Raw genomic sequence first — 17,394 nt, 5'->3', positions numbered from 1 at the left:
AAAAAATAAACAAGCATAATGCTTGTTTATTTTTCATTATTTTAAAATATATTCTATTTTCTGTTAAATATACTGAAAATACTTTTCTTTTCTTTAATTTTTAAGGTTTTGTAATTTTTTTCAGCAAATTTTTTCAAACTTTCCCTTGATAGTATTAAATTATCTATCAATTCTTTATCTATTCGACTGATAATGTCGAAGGATTTTTTAAGTTCAGGAGAACGTTTCCCCGTTGTATGGGCATCGGTGGCAATAAAACTACAGGCTCTGTTTTCAACTATCCTTTCTGCTGTCTTTTTTACTTCCCTTCCAAATAAACCTGTTAAGCTCCCTGCGTTAATCTGAAGGTGACATCCTTCATTTAAAAATTCATTAAGCCTTTGGGGTTTTTCAATTATATATCTATAACGTTCTGGGTGGGCGATTATGGGTGTAATTCCCATGATTCTCAGCTCGTAAATCAAATCTATTGTGTTTTTAGGCATTTCGTCAACTGGAAGTTCAATAAGCATAAAATCAGTATCCCAAAGCTTTCCGATTATCCCATTTCTATAATCTTCAATTATATTTTGATTTAAAAATATCTCCTGTCCTGGGTATATTTCTACTTCTATTCCTGATTCTCTGGTTTTTTTATTTACCATTTCAGTTAATTTTACAACTTCATCATAGGGTGTTTCAAAATATCCAGGAAAATAATGGGGTGTTGCAATGATGGTTTTTATTCCGTCTCCTTCTGCTATTTTAAGCATTTCAATTGTTCCATCCAAATCCTTAGCCCCATCATCAATCCCAGGAAGTATATGACAGTGTATATCTATCATTTTACCTTATTTCCCTCTTTCTCATTACCATAATAGTAATAGTAGCCATAGCCTCTTCTTGAGTTAATTTCAACCTTATTTAAAACAACACCTAAAATATTAGCTCCAACGTTAACCAAAAGGGTCTTTGACCTTTCAACAGCCTCCCTTTCAGCCTGACCAGATGAAACAACTAAAAGAACTCCATCCGCCATTGTTGAAAGTATCTGGGCATCTGTTACTGCAATAACAGGAGGTGTGTCTAAAATTATAAAGTCAAACTCTTCCTTCATTTCACTAATAAAATTCCTCATCTTATTAGATGAGAGCATCTCCGCTGGGTTTGGAGGAATTTTACCAGAAGTCAGAATAAGGAGGTTGTCCATAAACTTAACAGCGACATCCTCTACTTTAGCATTTTCAACTAACAGGTTTGATAACCCTTCCTGATTGGAAATCTTAAATTTTTTGTGTATTGATGGTCTTCTAAGGTCACAATCAATCAGAAGGACCTTTTTCCCCATCTCTGCCATTGAAATAGCCAGGTTTCCAGCAGTTGTTGACTTTCCCTCCGTTGGTCCTGAACTTGTTACAACCACAGTTTTAATATCCTTATCAAAGGAAGCAAATTGTATATTGGTTCTAAGGGTTCTATATGCCTCTGCAACAGGTGATTTAGGCTTTCTATGCATAATCAATTCTGACATTTTATCCCTCTATTCTTCTAAGTTTTTTGGAATAATTCCTATTACAGGCAAATCTAAATATTTCTCTACATCGCCTTCAGTTTTTATTGTATTATCCATATATTCAAGAATAAAAACAATTCCAAGTGACATCATAATACCTAGCACAAAGGCTATTGCAAGGTTTAAAACCTTTTTAGGCTTAATTGGCGAATCAGGTATAACAGCAGGGTCAACTATCTGAACATTACCTGTTGGGTATACCTCCTGAGCCCTTTCAATAAATGTTGTTACAAGGTTATTTACCATATTTGCTGCCTCTTGAGGATCCTTGCTCTGTGCCTTTATCTCCATTATCTGTGTATCAGCTGAGGGGTAACGGTTATTTTCTTAAGAAAATCCTCAGGGGTTATTGTACTTCCAAGCTTTGTCAGGGTCTTTTCTGCAACGCTTCTTGATTTTGCTATCTGGCTATAGGTTTTTACTAACTTTTGATACATCATAACATCATTATAGTCAACCTTTGAGCCCTCCTCTGTAGCTGGAGGCTTTCCAATTATTATACTTACCTTTGCCTCATATGTTGGCTTTATAACAAAAAAGCTTAATACCCCACTTAAAACAACACAGGCAATTGTAATAGAGATTATAATCCATAATCTTTTTCTTATTGCTTCAAAAATATCATGTAAATCCAGCGTCATTTCCTGTTCCAAATTCATTCCCCCTTTTGTCTAAATATCACGTTATCTGTAAATTCATTTCCATTTCTCCACTGTTATATTATACAATATTTAAATATATATTTAAATATTTTTTAAAGAATGTAATTATTTTACAGTTTTACATGCCAAATATATTAACCAATTTCATAACAGTAGTTATATCAACATTTTTTATCAAGGCTGTTTTAAGCTCTCTTCTTTCATCATTTGAAAGGCTTGAATACATACTTTGAACAGCCTGAGCATCCCTTTTATATTGATAATCCGGGTTGCTAGCTACTTTTCCTAATGTTGATTGGATTCTAGATACAATATTTTTTTGTTTTGAAGTTGATAAAGAACCCATAACCTTATTTAGCTGACCCCTGATTTTTAAAAGTGATGCAGCTTCACTATTGTCAGCAGCTTTCCCTTCAGTTTTTGTTGTTCCCTGTGATTTCTGATTCGTTTTGCTGTCTGCCTTATTCGTAGATTCTTTATTTTCTTCAGCAGTTATAGTTTCAAATATTATATCTGTTAATTTTAATTTTTCAACTTCTAACTTTATTTTTTCATCCTCTATTTTTACAGATTTAATTTTCAAAGGTAGAAGTCCTCTTGCTATTTCGATTTTTTCATCTGTTATATTTATTCCTTCCTTTACATATTTCCCTGCTTCACTTAAAACCTTTGATTTAGATAGGGGAAGGCTGCCAATTCTTATTTTTGAAGGTTTAAATATCAATTTCTCATTTTCATATGAAACTTCTCCTGAAACATTAGGATAAAATACATATTTGTCATATTTTACCCCAGCATAAACACTTAATTGGTTCTCTGATATTTCAGTAAATATATCCTTGATTTCAAAATTATCCTTTTTTATTCCCTCTGTTAGCAGAGCTTTTATCTGACTATTAATATCATCATCTGTTATTTCAATTGTTCCACCTTTAAATTGAACATCCTTTATCTTTTCAAATAAAGCATCGGACTCTTTAACCCCAGGAGCTTCATATTTGTGAAAAATCATTGAGGTAATTACAGCTAATGTTCCTAAAAAAATCAGCAGCACAGAAAAAAATCCAATAGCTATTCTTTTTTTCTTCATTCCTTCACCTCTTATCTGTTTTGAATATATTTTTCCTGTTATTTAACCTTAATTTTAAGTGTGAATGTATTTGTATTAGCAGAGTTAGATAAATCTACTGCCTTTATTGATATAATGACGTTACCGGAAGAATCAACCTCACTTCTACAGCTTGCAAGGGTTGCCCCTTCAGGCGGGTTATCCCATCCCATAAAGTCATATGGTATTCTAATACTTTTAAGGACATTTGCCTCTGTTGTAAAATCCTTTGTAAGTCCAGTGTAGTCAATAGTCAATTTTGCCTTACCTGATGTTGCCAGGCAAACATTTGTTAAGCTAGTGGCATCTGGTACATTTGACAAATCAATGCTGTATGAATTTTCCCCATCCTTATTAAAGTTCATCTGATACTTTGTGCTTCCCTGTTTATTATCGTTAAGGAGAAGATAAACCTGTGTTAGTTCAATTTTACCAACTGGATTTGTCCCTCCTGTTGGTGGAGGAGTTACCCCACCTGAAGATGGTGTTGTTTCTCCTGTAGGAGGGGTTATCTCTCCTGAAGGTGGTGTACTTCCTTCAGGCTGCGTAGCCTCTCCATTTCCCTTGTTTTCTTCCTTTTTGTCCTTATTTTCGTTGTTATTTTGGTTATCAGCTGGTTTATTTACAGCAGCTGCTCTAACTATAAAGGAAGATGATTGAACATATCCATCGTAGGAAACAGATGTTCCAGCCCTTTTTATGTATATTACAACTCTGTAGGAACCAGCCTTGTTTTGCTGTATAGTAATTTTTTGATTAAGGTTGCCATTTACATAGGTTTTGTTATATGACCTTGGAAAGTTTTTATAAAGTTCTGTTGATGTTCCCTTGTTTAAATCAATTATCTTAACTCTATATTGTACCTTTCCAGAATAATTTGGAGATTTAAAGGATATAGTTATTTTTTCCCCTACTTTATATTCCTTTTTCAAATTTGAAGTCAGTATAACCTTTGGCTTTGTTATTTTTACAGTTTTTGCAGAAACAAAACAGTTTTGAAGAACAATTGTTAATGTGAATAATACCAATAAACCTGCTGCTATCCTCTTTATGTTTTTCCTCATATCATCACCCCTTCAGTTACTTACATTTCAATCATAGAAGAAATTCCAAAGACTTGCAATATTTTTTCAATATTTTTATGTAAATTTTAATTTTATTCAAATTCATTTTAAATTTTCAAAAATAAAGCTGCCTTCTGGCAGCTTTATTTTATTTTTGAGTTATCTGACCTAGTTTTACATTAACCTTGTAGTTATAATATATGTTACTGTCTGAAGCAAATGTTATCTCAACTGTGTTATATGAATTTACTAATTCATTTAAAGTTTTTCCTAATAACTCTTCATCTGAAGCTATTCCAAGGGCTGTTTTTATGTCATTAATGCTTACTGAAGCATCCTTTGCAACATCAAAAACAGTCTTATCCCCTATTTTTACTTTCTTGATTGTCAAACCAAAGGCTTTGTAGTCTGATACTAGTATTTCCTGATTTAAATCAATAACTTCCTTAACTGCCGCAACTATTTCTGAATATGAATCAAAGTTTTCTGAGAACATCTTATCATACATATTTCTGTATGAGTCTTGGTCAAGTTTTCTTAAAAACTCTGATATAGTTGCTCCATGTGGCTTGTTTTGAAGCTTGTCAGCAAGGTATACATTTACAGTTTTATCTCCAATCTTAACGCTTGTTAAAACTTCACTAAGTTTTGTCAATTTTACAGCATCTATGTCTCTTCCTTCATCCCTAATCTTATCTCTAAGTATTAGAGCTAACTCAGTAAGAGTCTTGTCTTTATAGCTATCGTTTAAAGTAATATCAATAACACTTGTTTCAAGATTGCTGCTTTTTAATCCTGTTGTTGTAATTGCTATGTTTCTGTTTACAATATTTAAAGTAAGTAATTTTGTTGTTAATGCTTTTATATTGTTGTTAAGTATATCATTTTCTGTATACACTGTTGGTGGAGCTGGTGGTACAACAACTCCAGTGTTGTCAGATGGCTTTTGTTCTTCTTTAGTTATTGTTCCATCATTTGTAAGTTCCACTTTATTATTGTTGTAATTTAAGCTATCAACAACAGCATCCTTAGCAATTGTAACCTTTGCTTCTGATTTTGCTTCAACTTTCTCAACCTTTGAGCCCACAGCAATTTCGATTACAGCAGGTTTTAAGATTTCAATAGTTTTAAAGTTACCCTTAAAAACTATTTTATCTTCCTTATTTTGTGGAGCAATTTCAACTTTTCCAAAGTTACCAGCCTTAGCTTCAAGTATTGAACTTGATTCTACCCTGGTTTTTTCAAATTCTGTATTTCCCTTGATTTCTATCCTTACATTTGATTTTGATTTAACTTCAAGATCCTTTGCCTTTGTGTTGTTTAAATGTATACTGTTTGCTCCACCAGATAAAACAACAACCTTTGAAGCTTCAACGTTTTCAAGGTCAGCGTTGCCATTTGTGCCTGGATCAACAGTTACAGTTCCCTGAGTTTTTACATTTTTAACTGTTACGTTGTTTGCCTTTATTGTTACATCTTCTATTACTATGTTCTTTGCTATTAAACTTCCATCATAAACCTGTCCTTCTTTATCTAATACAACACTTATTTTCTTTTCTGTTTCAACAGGAGCTGGCTTCTTAACCAAGAAATAAATTGTCTTTACATAACTGTCATAAGAAACCTTTACACCAGACCTCTTTACGTAAATTGTCATAAAGTATGTACCTGGCTCGCTGATTCTCCAGCCAATTGAATATGGTTTTGCACCATTTGCAACTGATAAATCAGTGTAGTATTTTGATGTTATAGCCTTGTTCTTTGTTGAATTAAAAAGCTTAACAGTGTATTGAACCTTTCCACTGTAATTTGGTGTTTTAACTTGGAAAAACACCTTCTCTCCTATGCTGTATTCCTTCTTTAGAACTGAGGCTAATTGAACCTTAGGTTTAACAACTACTGCCTTTGTGTTTTTCTTTGTTGCTGCGTTAACAGGCGCAAAACTGAAACAAGTTGTTGCCATAAAGGCTACAACCATAAACCTACTGATGAGTTTCTTTGCTTTCATCTTTTGCCTCCCCCTTTCTTTAATGTTTTATAAAAGCTTATATTCTACTATAAATATTACTTAACTTTACAATATTTATCAACACTTTTGTTTGATTTTAATTGAAATTTTACTATTTTTCTATATGTTTATCCATTTTTTTCTATTTATTGTTCGCCATTTAACCTATTCTTACATTTTAAATAAAAAAAATTGTTCTTGATTAAATAGCAGAATCCAAAGCTATCCGAGTTTTATTGATTAACATCAACATATTTTCTTTTTCTCTTAAATACCCCAAAAAAACTTCTGGTTCTTCCTTCTGACCTTTCCTCAGCATGATAATATTTATAATAATTATGATAATTCCCCTTAGCTGCTGTATATTTATTTAAAACTACACCTAATATCTTTGCATTAACCTGCTCTAATAACTCCTTTGCCCTGAGGACTCCTGCCTTTTCCGACTCCCTTGAAGCTACAACAAGAAGGCATCCATCACAATATTTGGATAATATCTGGGCATCTGTAACCATCAAAACAGGAGGTGTATCAATAATTATGTATTCATATTGTTCCTTTAAAAATTCATGAATTTTTCCATCTTATTTGAAGCCAGAAGTTCAGCAGGGTTTGGCGGAACCGTTCCAGATGTAATCAGACTTAAATTTTGTATTTCGGTTGTTTTAACAGCCTCCTGAAAGGAGACTTCTCCTATTAAAATATTTGAAAGCCCCTTTTCATTTGATATATTAAATACCCTGTGAAGACTTGGTCTTCTTTGGTCGCAGTCAACTATTATTGTAGAATGCCCTGACTGTGCAAGTGTTACCGCAAGGTTTACTGCTGTAGTTGTTTTTCCCTCATTTGGAGCAGAACTGGTTATAACTATTGTTTTTACTTCCTTGTCAAATGAAGAAAACTGTATGTTAGTCCTTAAGGTTCTGTAGGCTTCCGAAATAGGTGATTTTGGCTTTTTAACGGTTATTATATTAGGTTTTTCCATGCAAAAATCCTCTCTTTCCCTTATGTTTTGAAATCAAACATTCCTTTGCATTATTTCCAATTTTTACAAAATGACACCTTGATTATATCATTTCTGTAACATAAGAAAAAAAGAGGATATTTCACTTAATTCCTTGATTAATTGTAAATATTTAACATTTTCTTCCTTTACTTATAAATTCCTTTATCCATCTTCTGTTATTTAACTTTCCCTTCAAAGTTTTAAGTTTTTCGATGTTTTGTTCTTTAGTTCATTTAATTTTTCTTTATAAAACTTTGATTTGTCGAAGGATTTTTTATTTTAATTCCATCAGGGCTATTTTTATAAAGTTTGGATAACGAATAAAGTATCTGCTGAAAAGCCTTGCTGGCTCATTTAAAAACCTCCAGAACCATTCAAGCTTAAGCCTTCGAATTATCATAGGGGCTCTTTTTACTTCCATTGAATAAATCTTAAATGCCCCTCCCACTGCAAGGGCTATACATGATTTTAGTTCATTTTTATATTTATGAAGCCAGAGCTCCTGCTTTGGGTGTCCCATTCCAACAAATAGGATATCAGTTTTATTTTCCTTTATATCCTTTAAAATTTCAGCATCCTCTTCCTCTTTAAAATAACCATTGTGAAAAGCTATATTTTTTATACCTTTAAACTTTGCCATTATATTTTCCTTCATAAGTTTAAGAGTTTCATCCTGACAGCCTAAACAATATATATTCAGTGAATGCTTATCTGAAACCTCCAATAGACTGTCCATCAAATCAACACCAGTTATCTGATAAACCCTCTCACCCTTCAGTTTTGAAATAAATTCAATGGGCCATCCATCTGCAATTATAAGCCCCGCCTCCCTATAGGCATTATATACTTCTTCTCTTTTATATAATGTTATTATGTGGTCAACATTAGGAGTAAAGATACACATACAGCCGGTTTCATTATTTTTATTCAACAAATATTTTTCTAACTGTAACTTCAGCTCATCCAGTTTTTTATCATAAAAATTCAGACCAAAGAGTTTCTTCATAATATCTATCTCCTAATCCTTGTTAATATTAATCTTTTTAAATGCCTGATTTCAGATGCTAATAAAACTACAAGTAATAAAATGATGTTTATTTTTTTACTATTATTTTTATTATCTCTGTATAGCCTTATAAAGTTGTCAAATTCATTTTGTCTCAGTTTACTTAAATCTCCAGATAAACCTCCTTCACCAAATTCCCTTTTATAGATATTTGTCAGAGGCTGACTTAATTTAGCCCCTTTATATTTCCTTGCCACCTGAAGAAAAAAAAGGTTATCCTCAGCCTGATGTTTTCCCTCAAGGAAATAAAGGCCATCCCTTCTGAAAACTTCACTTCTTACAACTGTTGTTGGAATGCAAAAGAAAACCTTAAAGAGCATTTTGTAGAAATTAGATTTTTTTATGGGCTTTTTAAAATTCTCTTTTGTCCATATATCACCATTTTTAATAATGTTGTAATTTGTGCTGCTTATCATTATATCTTTATTTTTTTCCATAAAGCCTATCTGAAGGCATAATTTATCTCTTTCCCAACTGTCATCGGAGTCTAAAAAGGCTATATATTGTCCCTCTGAAGCCCTTATACCCTCATTTCTTGCCCTTGAAGGTCCTGAGTTTTTCTGATATATGTGTTTAAAGCATATATTTTTGTGATTTTCCATAAACTCATCAGCTAATTTGTGACTGTTATCAGTTGAACCGTCATCAACCAATATTATTTCAAAATCCTTAAAGCTTTGATTAACAACTGACTGCAAAGCCCTTATGAGAGTTTTTTCTCTGTTATAATATGGGATAATGACACTTACCTTGCACATTCCAATCCTCCTTTAAGGGGAATCTTAATTTATCTTCCATAAATAATTTTCATTGCATATTCATATCTGGCCCCCCAGGAATTGTTAAAGCCAAAGTTTATAATATCTTCTCTGTTATATTCCTTGTTTAAATACTTTTTTATTCCAGTTAAAAAATCCGAAGTATCCTTTGCAACATATATAGGGGCCATTGTGTTTTTAACTTCCTTCAAATTACTTGAAACCACCGGTATACCTGATGAAGCATATTCATAAAGCTTTATTGGACTTACTGCATCTGTAAGTTGATTTTTAATAAATGGAATAATTGCAACATCAGCATTTTTAAGGTAGGAGGGTATTTCTTCATAGGGCCTTGGGCCTAAAATATACACATTTTTTAAATTTTTTATCTTTGAAAGATCTATTCTAGGTCTGCCTATTATAAAGATATTTGCATCTGATCCATCTGCAATTTCCCTGATTAGTCCAACATCAAACCACTCATCAATTGCACCTACATAAACAACCCTCTTCTCCTTCCCATGATACTCCCTAGGGACAGTCAGGTTTTGTTTGTTAAAATGCTGAAAATCCACCCCGTTATTTAAAAGATAGGGCTTTTTATTTCTTTCTAAAACTTTGTTCTCTAAAAATTTTGAAGTTATAAATATAACATCAGCCTTATCTATAAGCCTTTTTTCTATTTCAACTACACTTTCAGGAAATCCATTGTGGTGTGAAAAATCATCAGGTATTCTAAATATAAGCTTGTCATAATCTAAGACATTGGTTAAATAATAATGTTTTGGGTTTGATATCCAAAGTATATCTACCCTGTCAAAGCCAATTTTTTTCAGGCTTTTTTTAATATCTGGAACTATATATTTCTGGTTATTTAAAACTATTTTTTCATCCTTTGAAAATAGGTAGTTTCCATAAAGCCTTAATGAATATGGTGCAAAGCCGTAGATATTCTTTGCCAGTTCATGTCTTTCCGGCGAAGATATGCTTTTTTTGAATTTATAGCCCTTCTTATCCTTAATGTATATAAGCTCATTAAATAGATTTGACATCCATAAAACTTCCCAGCCATCCTTTACAAAACAGTTTGCATAATGATAGTTCCCAAGTTTGCTGATCTTATCGTTATATTCTACGAAATCACCTATTATAACCCTTTTCATCTTTCTCCTTCTTTCACTTTTGACTTATAACTCTATATAAAATTTTTGTTATTTCCCTGAGATTTTTTAAGTTATATATTCCTATTGCTATAAAAATTCCAAGATTTAATTGCCATCTCTTTATGATTAAATCTGTAAATACAAGTAATATTACTAAGGCTGTGTTAATTAAATAAAATTTTATGGAGAAGTCATACCAGATTTTTTTTGATATCATAGTTCTTATAAAGAAAAAGGCAATATAGGACAGCCCTGTTGAAATTGAAGCCCCAAGAGCTCCGTATTTTGGAACTAAAATTAAATTTCCAATTAAATTTAAAACAAAGGATATAAGGGAAACTAAAAGATTATATTTTGTTTTTTTACTGAAGGCTATGCCAATTGTTGTAGTTTCTGAAATTGTGTACATTACAGGAACTAAGAGTAAAAAGCCAACGCTTTTTCCAGCCTCTGAATAGTCTGCAGATAAAATCAGTATTATTACATTTTTAAATAAAATAATTACTGCAAAAAGGATAAGGATAATTGAAGTTAAATATCTGCTGACCTTTATAAATCTGTCATTACTAACCCCTTCTTCATACCACCTGAATGAGGTTGGAACCCAAAAGGTTGTAAAGGACTGCTGTACTATTGTCATAAGGGATGCAATTTTAAATGCGGCAGAATATATACCAATTTCACTGAAATTTGATAGATATCTCATTGTCATTCTATCCGCAGAATTAAAGAGCCAACCTATTAACATGGTGGGAACCAGAGGCAGTCCGTATTTTAGCAATGTAGCTAAAACCTTCCTATCTATTTGTACTTTTTTAAACCAGAATTCCCTTGTATAAAGCACCTGAAAAATACAATTTAAAATCAGTGCAGTAAAAGTTGCCCCCACCATGCCAATATAACTTCTGTTTACAAATTTTAAAAATATAAAGGACATAACAAGGTTGTTAAGTTTATTGGATATATTCAGCATTGAGTACTGAATTGATCTTTCCTGCATCCTCAGTATAAGAAAGCTGTATCTCTCAATTATATAAAGGGGTATTGATGCTCCAAGGATTAATATCAATATAAAACTTTCCTCAGCAAAAAATATTTTTGATGCAGGTTTATATACAACAAGCAAGATTAAAGCTGTTATTATTGAAATAATCAGTGGCAGGGTTATACTTGTCCAAAAAAGTTTTATTTTATCTTTACTGCCGTTGTATTCCCTCATAAAGGCCTGGTCCAGTCCAAGATATATCCCTAAGGACAAGAGGGTTGAAAACAGGGTGTACATTGACACCTTTCCCAAATCCATGGGAATCAAAAACCAAGTTAAAAGTATTGTGTTTATAAATCCTAAAAAAGCACCTGCCACAGGGCCTAAGGAAAAGCCCATCAATCTTTTTATAAAAACTCCTGATGTTTCCTGCATTTTATTTCCCCTTATTTTTCCTATATTTCTTCCATTATCTTTAATTCCCTTAAAATTATCTTTTCATGGCTGCAAATTTCTTTTATCCACTCTGAAGCTGATTTGGAGATTTTTTTGAATTCCTCTGGATTTTTATAAAGGTATTCCAGAGCCCCAGCAATTTCTTTATAATTTTCCGTTAATATTCCTGTTTCCTTATTTTTTACAAACTCAGGTATAGCTGTGTTATTTGACGAAATCGGAACAAGTCCACTGCTCATAGCTTCACACATGGAAACCCCCTGGGCATCCTGTCGTGTTGGACATAGAAATATTCCATAGTTTTTGTGAATCTGGGATATCTCCCTTTGGGATAAAAATTTGTTGTAAATCTTCACGTTTTCAAGACCCTCTAATTCTTTTGTAAGCTTTTTAAAATATTTTCCCTTTCCATATAGTGCAAACTCCATCTGATTGAAGAAGCTTTTTTCCCTAAGTTCAAGAATAGCCTTTATGCTTATATCATTTGCATATTTTTTTGAGGAATAGGGCCTTATTGATAATATCTTTTTCCTTTTTTCTTCGTCTTTTTCTAAATACTTAAACATATCTGTGTTCACTGCATTTGGAATGATTTCATAATTATATATCTTTGTAAATGTATCCCTTTGGGTTATCTGAAGCATCCAATTGGAAACAAAGATAAATTTTACCGTGTAATTTCTGGATTTTTTTATAAACTTCCTTAGATTATATAACTGAATGGTATTTGTAAATATATATTTAATGAAAGCTTTGTTAAAGTCATATAACCTTCTATACCAACCTAAGGCCTCATAGCATGTATAAATACTATTACTTTTAATTTATCTAAAAATTTGTTGATTACCCTCATCATATCTACATCTATAAAATGAACTAAAACTATATCCCTTAACCCCTGATGTTTTTTTAATAAGCTTTCAAGTTCTAAGGCATTCCCCTCTGTAACCTGAACACCCTCATATTCATAATTATATAAAGATTTACTTTCCTTCTTTAAAACAAAGACTGAAAGCTTTTTTCCCATTCTTATATATTCTTTGTTCCTTGTATGAATAAAGGCGTTTCTGTAATAGTCTTCTTTGCTTGGATATTGGTTAGTTACAACCAGCAAGTTCATATATGCACCCCTTTTGTTTTATTTCCTTACAGCAGGGCGAGAGTGAGGTAAATTTAACTGCCTTCAGTATTATAATTTGAATAAAAATCAGCTGGGCAAAGAGGTCATTGATATCTGCAAGGGCGTTAAATCCATTTATAAATACATGCAGCATTAAGAACAATACTGCTGTTTTGTAATCCCCTGTCCTTAATATTTTTATCAATGGGGTTATAAATATTATTAAATATATTAATAAAGTAGTTATTATTCCGTAATCGTAGCTCAGCATTATTATTGGATATTCAAAGTTTGTCATTCCCATAACACCTATATATTTTGCAACTGTTTTAGAGTAATAAAGACCTTTGCCTAAAATAAATTTTGGAAGTTCATAATTGCCAGTTAAAAGTTCCTTCAGGAGTTCGTTTCTTCCGGAACCAAAACTTTTATACATAAATCTTTGCATCAAATTGTCCTGGAAAAGACTGCTTTTATAAACTGCAACTCCTATTAAAAGAAGAATAATATAATATGAAAACCTATAGTTTTTTGGTTTATATATAAATATCAATAGTGCTGCAGCAATTATCAGCCCTGTTTTACTTCCACTTATTACAATACCAATGATTAAAATTAATATAGATGTGTAGCTCTTGTGGGTTACTTTTTCCTGACTTTCCCTGAAGATGTTGTTTAATATGAAATAAAGAATAAATACATATGCATTGTATAATGGACCACCAAAGATTGAATACAACCTGTAAATACCCATAATCTGCTCTATCTGAATCAATCTTGCCATATCATAATAGGTATAGTTTATAAATATATTCTGAAGGCTGTATTTTAATCCATAGTCTATTAATCCGTAGATTAAAATAAAAACAGTATAATAATTAAATGCCCTTATAATATATGGCACAAAGGTGTTATACTCATCCTTATCATATATAAATGAAAGTAAAAAAACGGGAATTATATATGAAGTTATTACCTGTATAACAGAACTTATCTCTCCATTAGATGAATTTATAATGTTGTATATAAAGTAAATTGAAAAAAGAATTATAAAAAACAATCTTATAAAATTTATTTTCCTTTTTACTAATCTGTTAATAAATAATAGTCCAAAGGAACACAAAAATAATAAATTTATCAGTGCAGAATATTTTGTATATCCTGCAATTTTGCTGGCAACTGACATTCTGACAACATTATTTATAACAAAAATAGAAAGAAATATTGTCAAATTGATTATTACTATAAATCTATTCTTTTTCATCTCTTTCTCCTATATTATTTTTTAGCATGCATTTTTGTCTCCAAATAGGACAAAAACGTTTTATATATTAGCTTCAAATCAAGAATTATGTTTCTCTCCCTTATATATTTAAGATCCAGCTCTACCCATTCATCAAAATCGATATTATTTCTACCGCTGATTTGCCAATAGCATGTAAGGCCTGGTTTTACAAGAAGTCTCTGTTTCTGATACTGGGTATATTCCTCAACCTCCTTATCTATTGGAGGTCTTGGACCTACAAAACTCATCTCACCCTTTAAAATGTTTATAAGCTGAGGAAGTTCATCTATGCTTGTTTTTCTGATAAACTTTCCTACCCTGGTAACTCTGGGGTCATCCTTAATTTTAAATACCGGTCCTGACATTTCATTTTTATCCTTTAATTCCTTAAGCCTTTCCTCTGCATCTGTTGTCATGGAGCGGAATTTATACATATTGAATTTTTTACCGTATTTACCACAGCGTTTTTGAACAAAAATAACCGGACCCTTTGAATCAAGTTTTATTGCAATTGCAACTGCAATAAAAACCGGAAGGAGAATAATCAGGCCTATAATTGCTCCTGATACATCTATAAGCCTCTTTGCAGCTTCATAGAAAGCACTTTTTCTGTATTCCTTTAAGACCAGTTCCTGATAAATCAAATTCGACTCCATATTATCCCCCCTTAAATTATTTGCAGTTTCGACATTTTTCTTATTTGTAATTATATAATATATAAACAGTTTTTTGAATATTTTATTACGTAATTTTTAATTTATTTTTTAATTAAATTAAATTTTTTACTTAATTTTGGTTTCTTTGGTTGTTAATTTCTTAAATTACCATAATTTAAATAAAAAAGCATTATGGATGTATTTTTTATAACTTCCATAATGCTTTTTGGTTTTATATTAAATTTTTTAGCCTTTCCAGCCAAATCTTTGGAATTTCATCCTTGGGATTCAACCTTGTGGAGAGCTCAAAGGCACGCCTTGCCTCTTCTATTTCTCCAAGATTCAGATGACAGACACCTATGTTGCATATTATTCCTGCATCATCAGGCATTATCTTCAGTGCCTTTTTAAAATATACAAGGGCTCCTTCAAAATCACCAAGGGCAGCCAGATTTAAAGCTATTTCACTGTAAACCTCAAGTCTTTCTCCACCTATTGTCAATAGTTCATTTAAATACATTAGTGCCTTATGATGATTTTCTATTTGTCTGTAGGCAACTGCTGCATAATACTGTGCATCAAGTCTTTCAGGGTTATCCTCAATATATGGAATTAAGATTTTAAGTGCCTCAAGTCCTTGTCCTTCTTTTACTAAATCAACTGCTTTGTCATACTCCTCAACGTTTTTTATTTTCTCCAGAAGTATAGAAGCTTCCTCTGATGTTGCTGGATCCTCAAGGCATCTTCTTAAATAAATCTTTGCCTTGTCCATGTCTTTGTTTAAATAATATTCACCTAAATGGAAATCTGCAACTGAATATTTAGGAAAATCCTCCTTTAATCTTTCAAGGCTGGCCACTATTTCATCCTCAAGAAACTGAAGGTTTGTTTTGTCGTAAAGCTTCATAATAAGCAGTATTCTATTGTATTGAAATTCTTTTTTAGGATTTATTTTAATCAAGGCAGTTGCTAATATAACAGCCTTTTTGGTGTTGGTTTCTTTGTTTTTTTCTATCTCCATTATTATGTAGTTTTCTATACCTTCAATTAAAGAAAGTATGTTTTTATAGTCCTTTGAGTACTTAAAATCCGGGTCACATGCTATCATGTAAAGCATCCCTTTGATTATTGCAAGAGTCGGCAGGTTTTCAATGCCCTCCTTTGCAAAGGTTACAATATCCTCTGGAAGTAATGGATAGTCGCCCCTTTTTAAAATAGGGTTTCCCTTTATATTTAATGTTAAGTCCTTAGATATTTCTATAAAGACGCTCTTTTCTATTTCAGTCTTTAGATAACTTTGAAAATCCATATCTACACCTCACTTGTGGTTAGTTATTAATAACGAAAAAGCAGGCGTAATCAGCACCTGCTTATTAATCTGTTGTTATTAAAAGTCTTTTTTCTACTGCACATTAACTATATCATATATTATTTTCTATTTCAAGAAACTTTAATCCTTGGCCTTTAGATTTATTTTTCATATATGAACTTATGGAGAAGTTCTTTGTTCTTTGGAATATCTGGAACCAAAACAGCCATTCCCTTTATTTTTTTAGGTGTAAAGGTTTTATCAACTGGAATTCTATATTCCTCAAGCTCTGTTAAGTTAAAACCCATGATGTCTGTAACTAATGTCAGAATCTGTGTATTGCTTAAGCTTGTTTCAACATATGGAAAAACCTTAGAAATGGTTTCAGGCAGTTTTGACATACCCTGGGCTTTTATTTTTATATAGATTTGATTTAAAACCCTTCGCTGTCTTTCTGTTCTTTCATAATCTCCATTTCCAACATATCTTATTCTGGAATATGCCACCGCCTGTCTTCCATTTAATATTTGAAGCCCTTCTTTTTTAATATCTGCTACGGTATTGCCCTGCAACTTATTAAGCTCCGAAAGATATTTATTAAGAACTGGAATCTCAGCTTTTTTTACATATATCTCAACCCCTCCAATGGCATCCACCAACTTTTCCAGTCCTTCAAAGTTCACTGTAATATAGTCCCTTATGTCTAGATTAAAGTTTTGGTTAATGGTTTTTACTGCCAGTTTTGCCCCATCTATTGCATAAGCTGCATTTATTCTGTTCTCACCATGTCCAGGTATTGGAATGTATAAATCCCTCATAAATGAGGTTATCTTAATATTTTTTGCCTTCCTGTTTACTGATGCAACTATAATACTATCTGAACGTGAACTTACATCTGGGTTTCTGGCATCAAGGCCAAAGAGGGCAATATTATATATTTCTTTATCTATTTTACCCTCAGGAACTATTCCAAGTTCCTCATTAGATTTTGGCAGTTCCTTTCTTGGCAGTCTTTTAAAATAAGAAAAACCAATGTATGCACCAGTAAGAAGAATTGATAATATTATCGTAAATATTAAAATCCCTGTTCTTTTTTTCATAACATCACCTGCCTTGTATTTAGTTTTGTCAGATGGATGAATTTTATGTTTCTTTATTAAAAAGAAACATAAAATTACTTTAATTTCTTCACC

The 17,394-nt window shown here is 31.9% G+C and carries 16 protein-coding genes and 2 pseudogenes; all 18 read right to left on the bottom strand.

Annotation, left to right across the window (positions count from 1 at the left end; all coding sequences use genetic code 11):
• Positions 1–53: 53 nt before the first annotated feature.
• The gene (locus tag Q428_RS02500; RefSeq protein ID WP_035377855.1) at positions 54–824 is read right to left on the bottom strand and encodes a tyrosine-protein phosphatase; all 771 of its coding nucleotides are present in this window, start codon (positions 822–824) and stop codon (positions 54–56) included.
• Positions 821–1,510 (bottom strand): CpsD/CapB family tyrosine-protein kinase, encoded by a 690-nt coding sequence (locus Q428_RS02495; RefSeq protein ID WP_035377852.1) that lies wholly within the window; start codon positions 1,508–1,510, stop codon positions 821–823. The genes Q428_RS02500 and Q428_RS02495 overlap by 4 nt, the downstream gene beginning before the upstream one ends.
• A 9-nt stretch (positions 1,511–1,519) precedes the next feature.
• Positions 1,520–1,843 carry a YveK family protein gene (locus Q428_RS16475; RefSeq protein WP_341348995.1) on the bottom strand — a complete coding sequence of 108 codons (324 nt, stop codon included), beginning with the start codon at positions 1,841–1,843 and terminating at the stop codon, positions 1,520–1,522.
• A complete protein-coding gene (locus tag Q428_RS16470; protein WP_341348994.1) occupies positions 1,843–2,211 on the bottom strand; it encodes a YveK family protein in 369 nt (122 codons plus the stop codon). The genes Q428_RS16475 and Q428_RS16470 overlap by 1 nt, the downstream gene beginning before the upstream one ends.
• 121 nt (positions 2,212–2,332) lie before the next feature.
• A complete protein-coding gene (locus Q428_RS02485; protein WP_035377850.1) occupies positions 2,333–3,304 on the bottom strand; it encodes a hypothetical protein in 972 nt (323 codons plus the stop codon).
• A 38-nt stretch (positions 3,305–3,342) separates the two neighbouring features.
• The gene (locus tag Q428_RS02480; protein WP_035377848.1) at positions 3,343–4,386 is read right to left on the bottom strand and encodes a hypothetical protein; all 1,044 of its coding nucleotides are present in this window, start codon (positions 4,384–4,386) and stop codon (positions 3,343–3,345) included.
• 148 nt (positions 4,387–4,534) lie between these two features.
• Positions 4,535–6,394 (bottom strand): hypothetical protein, encoded by a 1,860-nt coding sequence (locus Q428_RS02475; protein ID WP_035377846.1) that lies wholly within the window; start codon positions 6,392–6,394, stop codon positions 4,535–4,537.
• Between the two features lie 233 nt (positions 6,395–6,627).
• A pseudogene (locus Q428_RS02470) lies at positions 6,628–7,379 on the bottom strand (CpsD/CapB family tyrosine-protein kinase).
• A gap of 295 nt (positions 7,380–7,674) precedes the next feature.
• Positions 7,675–8,406, bottom strand: coding sequence for a WecB/TagA/CpsF family glycosyltransferase (locus tag Q428_RS02465; protein WP_051514842.1), 732 nt, complete (start codon positions 8,404–8,406; stop codon positions 7,675–7,677).
• Between the two features lie 5 nt (positions 8,407–8,411).
• Positions 8,412–9,224: a glycosyltransferase family 2 protein gene (locus Q428_RS14360; protein WP_051514841.1), complete on the bottom strand. Its 813-nt coding sequence runs from the start codon at positions 9,222–9,224 to the stop codon at positions 8,412–8,414.
• A 29-nt stretch (positions 9,225–9,253) separates the two neighbouring features.
• Positions 9,254–10,390, bottom strand: coding sequence for a glycosyltransferase (locus Q428_RS02455; RefSeq protein ID WP_035377844.1), 1,137 nt, complete (start codon positions 10,388–10,390; stop codon positions 9,254–9,256).
• 13 nt (positions 10,391–10,403) lie between these two features.
• Positions 10,404–11,810, bottom strand: a complete 1,407-nt coding sequence (locus Q428_RS02450; protein ID WP_035377842.1) for an oligosaccharide flippase family protein — start codon at positions 11,808–11,810, stop codon at positions 10,404–10,406.
• 20 nt (positions 11,811–11,830) lie between these two features.
• Positions 11,831–12,475, bottom strand: coding sequence for a glycosyltransferase family 4 protein (locus tag Q428_RS14355; RefSeq protein WP_051514840.1), 645 nt, complete (start codon positions 12,473–12,475; stop codon positions 11,831–11,833).
• Positions 12,476–12,615: 140 nt separating this feature from the next.
• Positions 12,616–12,951, bottom strand: a complete 336-nt coding sequence (locus Q428_RS14350; RefSeq protein ID WP_051514838.1) for a hypothetical protein — start codon at positions 12,949–12,951, stop codon at positions 12,616–12,618.
• Positions 12,929–14,215: a hypothetical protein gene (locus tag Q428_RS02440; RefSeq protein ID WP_035377840.1), complete on the bottom strand. Its 1,287-nt coding sequence runs from the start codon at positions 14,213–14,215 to the stop codon at positions 12,929–12,931. The genes Q428_RS14350 and Q428_RS02440 overlap by 23 nt, the downstream gene beginning before the upstream one ends.
• A gap of 21 nt (positions 14,216–14,236) precedes the next feature.
• Positions 14,237–14,892: pseudogene (locus Q428_RS02435) on the bottom strand (sugar transferase).
• Positions 14,893–15,124: 232 nt separating this feature from the next.
• On the bottom strand, positions 15,125–16,201 hold the full coding sequence (locus Q428_RS02430; protein WP_035377838.1) for a tetratricopeptide repeat protein: 1,077 nt from the start codon (positions 16,199–16,201) through the stop codon (positions 15,125–15,127).
• A 161-nt stretch (positions 16,202–16,362) separates the two neighbouring features.
• The gene (locus Q428_RS02425) at positions 16,363–17,301 is read right to left on the bottom strand and encodes an LCP family protein (protein WP_051514836.1); all 939 of its coding nucleotides are present in this window, start codon (positions 17,299–17,301) and stop codon (positions 16,363–16,365) included.
• Positions 17,302–17,394: the final 93 nt, after the last annotated feature.

Source organism: Fervidicella metallireducens AeB (genome assembly GCF_000601455.1).
Classification (GTDB): domain Bacteria; phylum Bacillota; class Clostridia; order Clostridiales; family Caloramatoraceae; genus Fervidicella; species Fervidicella metallireducens.
The sequence above is the reverse complement of the archived record's forward strand: the minus strand, read 5'-3'. Positions and strand labels throughout refer to the sequence as shown.

Bases quoted from the DNA above. Each gene is read 5' to 3' on its own strand.
- Q428_RS02455 (WP_035377844.1), bottom strand. From the start codon at position 10,390: ATGAAAAGGGTTATAATAGGTGATTTCGTAGAATATAACGATAAGATC.
- Q428_RS16470 (WP_341348994.1), bottom strand. From the start codon at position 2,211: ATGAATTTGGAACAGGAAATGACGCTGGATTTACATGATATTTTTGAA.
- Q428_RS02425 (WP_051514836.1), bottom strand. From the start codon at position 17,301: ATGAAAAAAAGAACAGGGATTTTAATATTTACGATAATATTATCAATT.
- Q428_RS02495 (WP_035377852.1), bottom strand. From the start codon at position 1,510: ATGTCAGAATTGATTATGCATAGAAAGCCTAAATCACCTGTTGCAGAG.
- Q428_RS02465 (WP_051514842.1), bottom strand. From the start codon at position 8,406: ATGAAGAAACTCTTTGGTCTGAATTTTTATGATAAAAAACTGGATGAG.
- Q428_RS02430 (WP_035377838.1), bottom strand. From the start codon at position 16,201: ATGGATTTTCAAAGTTATCTAAAGACTGAAATAGAAAAGAGCGTCTTT.
- Q428_RS14360 (WP_051514841.1), bottom strand. From the start codon at position 9,224: ATGTGCAAGGTAAGTGTCATTATCCCATATTATAACAGAGAAAAAACT.
- Q428_RS14350 (WP_051514838.1), bottom strand. From the start codon at position 12,951: ATGAACTTGCTGGTTGTAACTAACCAATATCCAAGCAAAGAAGACTAT.
- Q428_RS14355 (WP_051514840.1), bottom strand. From the start codon at position 12,475: ATGCTTCAGATAACCCAAAGGGATACATTTACAAAGATATATAATTAT.
- Q428_RS02440 (WP_035377840.1), bottom strand. From the start codon at position 14,215: ATGAAAAAGAATAGATTTATAGTAATAATCAATTTGACAATATTTCTT.
- Q428_RS02485 (WP_035377850.1), bottom strand. From the start codon at position 3,304: ATGAAGAAAAAAAGAATAGCTATTGGATTTTTTTCTGTGCTGCTGATT.
- Q428_RS16475 (WP_341348995.1), bottom strand. From the start codon at position 1,843: ATGGAGATAAAGGCACAGAGCAAGGATCCTCAAGAGGCAGCAAATATG.
- Q428_RS02500 (WP_035377855.1), bottom strand. From the start codon at position 824: ATGATAGATATACACTGTCATATACTTCCTGGGATTGATGATGGGGCT.
- Q428_RS02480 (WP_035377848.1), bottom strand. From the start codon at position 4,386: ATGAGGAAAAACATAAAGAGGATAGCAGCAGGTTTATTGGTATTATTC.
- Q428_RS02475 (WP_035377846.1), bottom strand. From the start codon at position 6,394: ATGAAAGCAAAGAAACTCATCAGTAGGTTTATGGTTGTAGCCTTTATG.
- Q428_RS02450 (WP_035377842.1), bottom strand. From the start codon at position 11,810: ATGCAGGAAACATCAGGAGTTTTTATAAAAAGATTGATGGGCTTTTCC.